Raw genomic sequence first — 6,789 nt, 5'->3', positions numbered from 1 at the left:
CCCGGGCCATGGTCGTAGGAGTAGGTCCGTACGCCATGAGGGGTGGACTCAGACGTGAGCGACACCGGAGGGACGCGGGGCGCGGGGCCGGTCGGGCCCGGGGCCGGTGCGTCTCCCACCGGGGCCGGGGTCAGGCGGCGACGGCGGCGGTGGCTGCGGTACACCGCGATCGGCGTCGTCGTGGTCGTGGTGGGCGCCGCGGGAGCCGGCTGGGCGCTGTACGAGAAGCTGAACGGCAACATCACGTCGGACGACGACACGGCCGCCGAACTCGCGCGGTACGAGAAGGAACGCCCGACCTCACTGGCGCGCGACGCGCAGAACATCCTGCTGATCGGGTCGGACTCACGGTCGGGGAACGGGAACCAGAAGTACGGACGGGACTCCGGCACCGAGAGGTCCGACACCACCATCCTGCTCCACCTCCCGGCAGACCGGCGCAGCGCGACCGCGGTCTCCCTCCCCCGGGATCTGATGGTGGACGTGCCGAGCTGCCGCCGGCCCGACGGCAGCCGCACCTCGCCGACGTTCGCGATGTTCAACCACGCCTTCCAGAGCGGCGGTTCGGCGTGCACGATCCGTACGGTCGAGAAGCTGACCGACATCCGGATCGATCACCACATGGTCGTGGACTTCCACGGCTTCAAGGACATGGTCGACGCCGTCGACGGGGTCGTGGTGTGCCTGAAGGAGCCGATCGACGATCCCGCCGCCAAGCTCCGGCTGCCCGCCGGCGAGGTGAAGCTCAACGGCGAGCAGGCCCTCGGGTACGTACGCGCCCGCAAGACCATCGGGGACGGCAGCGACACCGATCGGATGGACCGCCAGCAGCGCTTCCTGGGCGCCCTCGTCAACAAGGTGCGCAGCAATGACGTACTGCTGAATCCGGTGAAGCTCTATCCGGTGCTGGACGCGGCGACCTCCTCGCTCACCACCGACCCGGGCCTCGCGAGCCTGCGGGGCCTGTACGACCTGGTCCGCGGCATGCGCAACATCCCCACCGAACGTGTGCAATTCCTTACGGTGCCGAGGGAGTCGTACGCCTACAACGCCAATCGCGACCAGCTCGTGGAGCCCGCGGCGGAGAAACTCTTCGAACGGCTGCGCATGGACGCCCCGTTGGAGGTCTCGAAGGAACTTCCGGAGGATTCCGGCACAAAGAGGAGCGGCTCGGAGCCGGTCGGCGACGGGGACAGGGACAGGGACGCGTACGGCGATTCGCACAACTACGAGTCCTATGAAGGGAGTTATGACGGGAGCCGTGGGGAGCGGGATGCGGGCCCCGATCAGGAATTCGTCCAAGATGACGGCAAATCGGGCGCAAAGCGGCCCGAAGACCCCTCGCTGACACCGAGTCCCGCGCCGACTTTCCGAGGGAACACGGCCGCCGAAGACGCCTGCGGTTAACGCCCGAACAGGCCTCTGAGTAAAGAGCACACCAAGACGGGGAACGTACGTTCAAAGAATTGGGTGGATTGCCCGGTTGTAGGGAAGTGGAATTTCTCACCGTCGTCGCTTGACGCCGAACTGGGCGGATAGTGTGAGCGATCCGGTGCACCCGGTCCTGAGGTCTGTCCTGAGGTCGCGCACTGGTTGGACCGACTGACCGAGCGTCTTTTGAGGGGGAAAGACGCCGCGTGGCCCCGACGGAGGACTCAAGCAACCGTGGACGCGCAAGGCCGTGGGCGGGCGGACGATATCGATCCCGCAGACCAGTGGGTACTCAACCCGAACACCGGTGACTACGAACTGCGACTGCAGAGTTCCGCACCGCAGTCGACGGTTCCCGGTCCCCGGAGAACCGCTACCCGCGCCGGAGGGGCGGCAACACGCCCGCGTACCGCGCCGGGCCGTGACCGGGAAGTTCCGGGCACCGATGTGCCGGGACCGCGCAGGCGCCGTGGCGCGCCGGACGAGCCGCCTCCGGGCCGCCGCCGGACGCGTACGAAACCCAAGAAGTCGCGGGCGAAGAAAATACTGCTGTGGACCGGCGGGGGCATGGCCCTCGTGCTGGTCGGTGTCTCGGCGGCGGCGTACGCCTACATCAAGCATCTTGAGGGCAACGTCGCCACGACGGACGTCGGCAGTGCGGGCGCCAGCAGCTTCAGCAAGGACGAGGCCTTCAACATCCTGATCATCGGTACGGACAAGCGCACCGGTGCGGGCAACGAGGGCTACGGCGACAAGGGCAGCGTCGGGCACGCCGACACGAACATCCTGTTGCACGTCTCCAAGGACCGTACGAACGCGACCGCGATGAGCATTCCGCGTGACCTGATGGTCGACATCCCGGACTGTCCGACCAGGCAGGAGGACGGCTCGGAGAAGATCGTTGCGGGGACGCTCAACCAGCGCTTCAACACGAGCCTGGGTCAGGGCGGCCGGGACCCTGGCTGCACCATGCGCACGGTCGAGGCGGTCACCGGCATCAAGCCGCAACACTTCATGATGGCCGACTTCAACGCCGTCAAGACCCTGACCACTGCGGTGGACGGCGTCGAGGTCTGTGTGGAGAAGGCCGTCGACGACAAGGAGTCGAAGCTCAAGCTGCCGGCCGGTACGTCCAAGGTCGAGGGCGAGCAGGCGCTGGCCTTCGTGCGGACCCGGCACAGCTTCGGCAACCAGGGCGACCTCGACCGCATCAAGGTGCAGCAGCAGTTCCTGGGTTCGCTGATGCGCAAGATGGCGTCCAGCGACACCCTCACCAGCCCGAGCAAGCTGCTGAAGCTCGCCGAGGCCGCCACCAAGGCACTGACGGTGGACACCGGCATCGGCAAGGTCAGCACGCTCAAGGACGTGGCGCTGGAGCTGAAGAAGGTGCCGCCGAAGAACATCACCTTCACCACGGTGCCGGTGAAGGACAACCCGGCCGAGAAGATCAAGGCGACCGTCGTCGTCGACGAGTCGCGCGCACCCCAGGTCTTCCAGATGATCAAGAGCGACACCTCCTTCACCGCGGTGAAGAAGAAGGAGGCCAAGGAGAAGGCGGCCGTCGCAGCCCGCCTCAAGGGCACGAAGGCCGCCGCCTCGGAGGTGCGCGTCCAGATCCTCAACGGCGGCGCCCCGGCCGGCAGCGCGCAGGCCCAGCTCAACTGGCTGCAGCTCGAAGCGGGCGTGTCCAAGTCCGAGAACGCGGGCAACTCGGGTGACACACAGGCCAAGACAAGCCTGGAGTACGCGCCCGATCAGGCGGACCAGGCCCGCAGGCTGGCCGACATCATGGGTCTGAACGGTTCGGCGATGAAGCCGGGCAAGAGCGTCACCAACTCCCAGGGACTGCCGACGATGACACTCACGCTGGGAGAGGACTTCAAGGGCGCCGGGGTGAAGCTGAACTCGTCTTCGGCCGCCACTCCGGATGTGGAGAAGTCCACGGCGGACAAGGTCCAGTGCGCCAGCTGATGCGCTGACGCGGGTGACCTGACGGGCCTGTCGCACGTCTTACGGGGCGAGCGACAGGCCTTTTCCGGATACGGAGTCGGCTCCGGGAACGGAGTTGGCTCCGGGAGGGGCCGGACCGGCCGGTGCCGGGTGCGGAGTTGGCCGTATCAGGTGCGGTCGGCCGGTATCCGGCTCAGAGTTGTCCGGCTTGGAACACAACCGTGCGGGGCCCACGTTGGTCTGACGTGGGGCACCGCTGTGTCGACTGCACGTCCGTCCGACGTCGGCCGCATGCCGGGCCGACAGCACGTGGCCGTGCCAGTCGCTGATTTTGCCGATGCGTAGCCAACCGCGTTCGGGCCCACAGGGGTCTGACAGGTGGCGGACCAGTGTCGGACAGGGTGGCCTGACAGGGTTCGCTCCGCACCGGCCAGGGAGGGCCGGACGCGGGCGCTGCCTTGTCGGGCAACAGGGGTGGGGAAGGGGCAGGGAGTTGAGTCAGAGCAGTGTGCAGGGGGAGGTGCCCGCGGTCGAGGACACGATGTCCCTCGCTCCGCAGGGCAAGGACACAGCGGCCGGACCGGGCAGGCACGGCGGAAACAGGCGACGGCCAGGAGGCCAGGGAACCGACCGGTCCCGCCGCAGACGGCGGGTGCTCCGCTGGTCGGCGACGGTCCTGTCGGTGGTGATACTCGGGACCGCCGGTACGGGATACCTGTACTACCGGCACCTGAACAGCAACATCGAGAAGGGCGAGCGCAGCAGCGGCGACTCGAAGGCGCCGAAGACGGCTCCCAACGCGGCCGGGCAGACTCCGCTGAACATCCTGCTGGTCGGCTCCGACAGCCGTGCCTCCGACGCGAACGTGGCACTCGGCGGCAGTAGGGACAACCGCGGCAACCCGCCGCTGGGCGACGTGCAGATGCTCATCCACCTGTCCGCGGACCGCAAGAGCGCCGCGGTGGTGACCATCCCGCGCGACACCCGGGTCGACATCCCCAAGTGCACGGACCCGGAGGACGGCACGACCTATCCGGCGACCAACACCATCATCAACAGGTCGCTGTCCAACGGCGGAGCCGGCTGCACGCTGGCCACCTGGGAGAAGCTCACCGGGGTCTACATCGACCACTGGATGACGATCGACTTCGCGGGCGTCGTGAGCATGGCGGACGCGATCGGCGGGGTCGAGGTCTGTGTGGAACAGAACGTGTGGGACCGCCCGCTGCCCGCTGTGCCCGGCGGCTCCGGCCTGAAGATGAAGGCCGGTACGAAGAAGGTCAAGGGCAAGCAGGCGCTCCAGTGGCTGCGCACCCGCCACGCCTGGGGCAGTGACCTCCTGCGGGCCAGGGCTCAGCACATGTACATGAACTCGATGATCCGCGGGCTGAAGGACCAGAACGTCTTCACCGACACGGGCCGGCTGATGGGCCTGGCCGAGTCGGCCACGAAGTCGCTGAAGGTCTCCGAGGAGATCGGCACGGTCAAGAAGCTGTACGACCTGGGCACGCAGCTCAAGACGGTGCCGACGAACCGCATCACGATGACGACGATGCCGAACGTCCCGGACCCGCTGGACGCCAACCACGTGGTGCCGGCCGGTGCCGACGCCGAGAAGCTGTGGTCGATGCTCCGCGACGACGTGCCGTTCGACAAGAACGGCTCGGGCTCGGACGAGAAGAAGAAGACCGAGGAGAAGACCTCCAAGGACCCGGCCGCGGCCGACGGCCAGATCGCCGTACAGGTGCAGAACGGCACGCGGACCAGCACGGAGGCGGCGGTGCCCCTGCGGGCGAGCGCGATCGCGGATCAGCTCACCGGCAAGGGCTTCACCCAGGCGGTGGCGGACCGTTCGGCGTCGCTCAGCGAGGAGAAGACGCTCGTCCGCTATCCGAGCGCGGACCTGGAGGGTGACGCCCAGCGGGTCGCCAAGTCGCTGGGGATTCCGCTGAGTTCGGTGAAGCGGAGCACCGACGTCTCCGGGGTCACCCTCGTCGTGGGCGCCGACTGGCGTACGGGCACGGCCTATCCGAAGAAGTCGGCCCCGAAGGCCGGGGACATCCCCGACAACGCCGACGCCATCAACGGGTCGGACAAGAGTCAGTGCATGCCCGTGTACAAGCCCTACCGCTGGTAGCCGTCCCGGGTGGCTGCGGCTGATCCCGCAGACGCCGAAGGCCCCTTCCCTGTCCGGGAAGGGGCCTTCGCCAGGTACGCCAAGAGGCGGTCAGTTCTCGCTCAGCACCGCCGGCCGCCGTGACGCGATGACCCTCTTCGCCAGCGACTTCGGGCTGGTCAGAAAGCCGATGCCCCACGACATGTGCATGGTGGCGAGGGCTACCGGAATCCACAGCCGCGCCTTCAGCGGCAGCCCCTTGCCCGCGGGGAGGGAGCCGAGGGCGATCGCCACGATGTACCCGGCGGGGACCAGGAAGCCCCAGGGGGTCACCGCCGCCCCCACGATGAGCCCGGCGACGATCGCGCAGACCGCGGTCGGCGGAGCCAGGTAGCGCAGGTTGATCGAACCCGAGTGGTAGCGGGCGACGACATGACGCCAACGCCCGTAGTCCTTGTACTGCTTGGCCAGGGCCTGCATCGAGGGACGCGGGCGGTACGAGACCCGCAGCTCGGGCGAGAACCAGATCAGGCCGCCCGCCTCACGGATCCGGAAGTTCAGCTCCCAGTCCTGGGCGCGGATGAACTCCTCGTTGTAGCCGCCCTGTTGCTCCAGGGCCTCACGGCGGAAGACACCGAGGTACACGGTCTCGGCCGGTGCGGCCTCGCCGCCCGTGTGGAAGGCCGCGTTGCCCACACCGATCTTCGACGTCATCGCCGCGGCGACCGCGTGCTCCCAGTCGTTCTCGCCCTCGGCGTGCATGATGCCGCCGACGTTCTGCGCGCCGGTCTCCTCCAGGAGGCGGACGGCGGTCGCGATGTAGTTCGGCGAGAGCATGCCGTGCCCGTCGACGCGTACCACGATCGGGTGGCGCGACGCCTTGATCGCGGCGTTCAGCGCGGCGGGGGTGCGACCGGTCGGATTCGGCACCGTGTGCACACGGGAGTCTTCTCGTACGAGCTCGGCGGCGATCTCGTCCGTACGGTCCGTCGAGGGACCGATGGCGATCACGACCTCCATCTCGCCCCCGTACTCCTGGGCGAGGATCGCTTGGACGGCTCCGCGCAGATGCCGTTCCTCGTTGAGGACGGGCATGATCACGGAGACGGCGGGGAGCTGCACGTCGGGCTTGGCGTTCATCGCGGATTACGTTACCGCGAATGGGGGACACGGACGCGCGCCGCCCGGTCCCTGCGCCGGGCCGCAGATCGTATGGGCCTACGGTGCTCACGGACCCCCACACCCGGCCGACGCGGAGGTGTCCGCCTTGCCCACGCCTCCCCGCTCCCCCG

General features: G+C 68.2%; 4 protein-coding genes. 3 read left to right on the top strand and 1 reads right to left on the bottom strand.

The features are described 5' to 3' along the window. Positions 1 to 54: 54 nt before the first annotated feature. The 3 genes from AOK17_RS40110 (at position 55) to AOK17_RS40100 (ending at position 5,518) form a co-directional block, all read left to right on the top strand. Positions 55 to 1,407, top strand: coding sequence for an LCP family protein (locus AOK17_RS40110; protein WP_055617561.1), 1,353 nt, complete (start codon positions 55 to 57; stop codon positions 1,405 to 1,407). A gap of 258 nt (positions 1,408 to 1,665) precedes the next feature. Continuing rightward, on the top strand, positions 1,666 to 3,402 hold the full coding sequence (locus AOK17_RS40105; RefSeq protein WP_079053549.1) for an LCP family protein: 1,737 nt from the start codon (positions 1,666 to 1,668) through the stop codon (positions 3,400 to 3,402). A gap of 520 nt (positions 3,403 to 3,922) precedes the next feature. Beyond that, the gene (locus AOK17_RS40100; protein ID WP_055617562.1) at positions 3,923 to 5,518 is read left to right on the top strand and encodes an LCP family protein; all 1,596 of its coding nucleotides are present in this window, start codon (positions 3,923 to 3,925) and stop codon (positions 5,516 to 5,518) included. Between the two features lie 90 nt (positions 5,519 to 5,608). On the opposite strand, the gene AOK17_RS40095 is transcribed toward AOK17_RS40100, so the two are convergent. Further along, entirely contained in the window at positions 5,609 to 6,637 is a 1,029-nt protein-coding gene (locus AOK17_RS40095) for a glycosyltransferase family 2 protein (RefSeq protein ID WP_055617559.1), read from the bottom strand. Positions 6,638 to 6,789: the final 152 nt, after the last annotated feature.

Origin of the sequence: Streptomyces phaeochromogenes (assembly GCF_001418655.1) — a bacterium.
GTDB classification, from domain to species: Bacteria; Actinomycetota; Actinomycetes; order Streptomycetales; family Streptomycetaceae; genus Streptomyces; species Streptomyces phaeochromogenes.
This window is presented reverse-complemented; position numbering and strand designations above follow the sequence as displayed.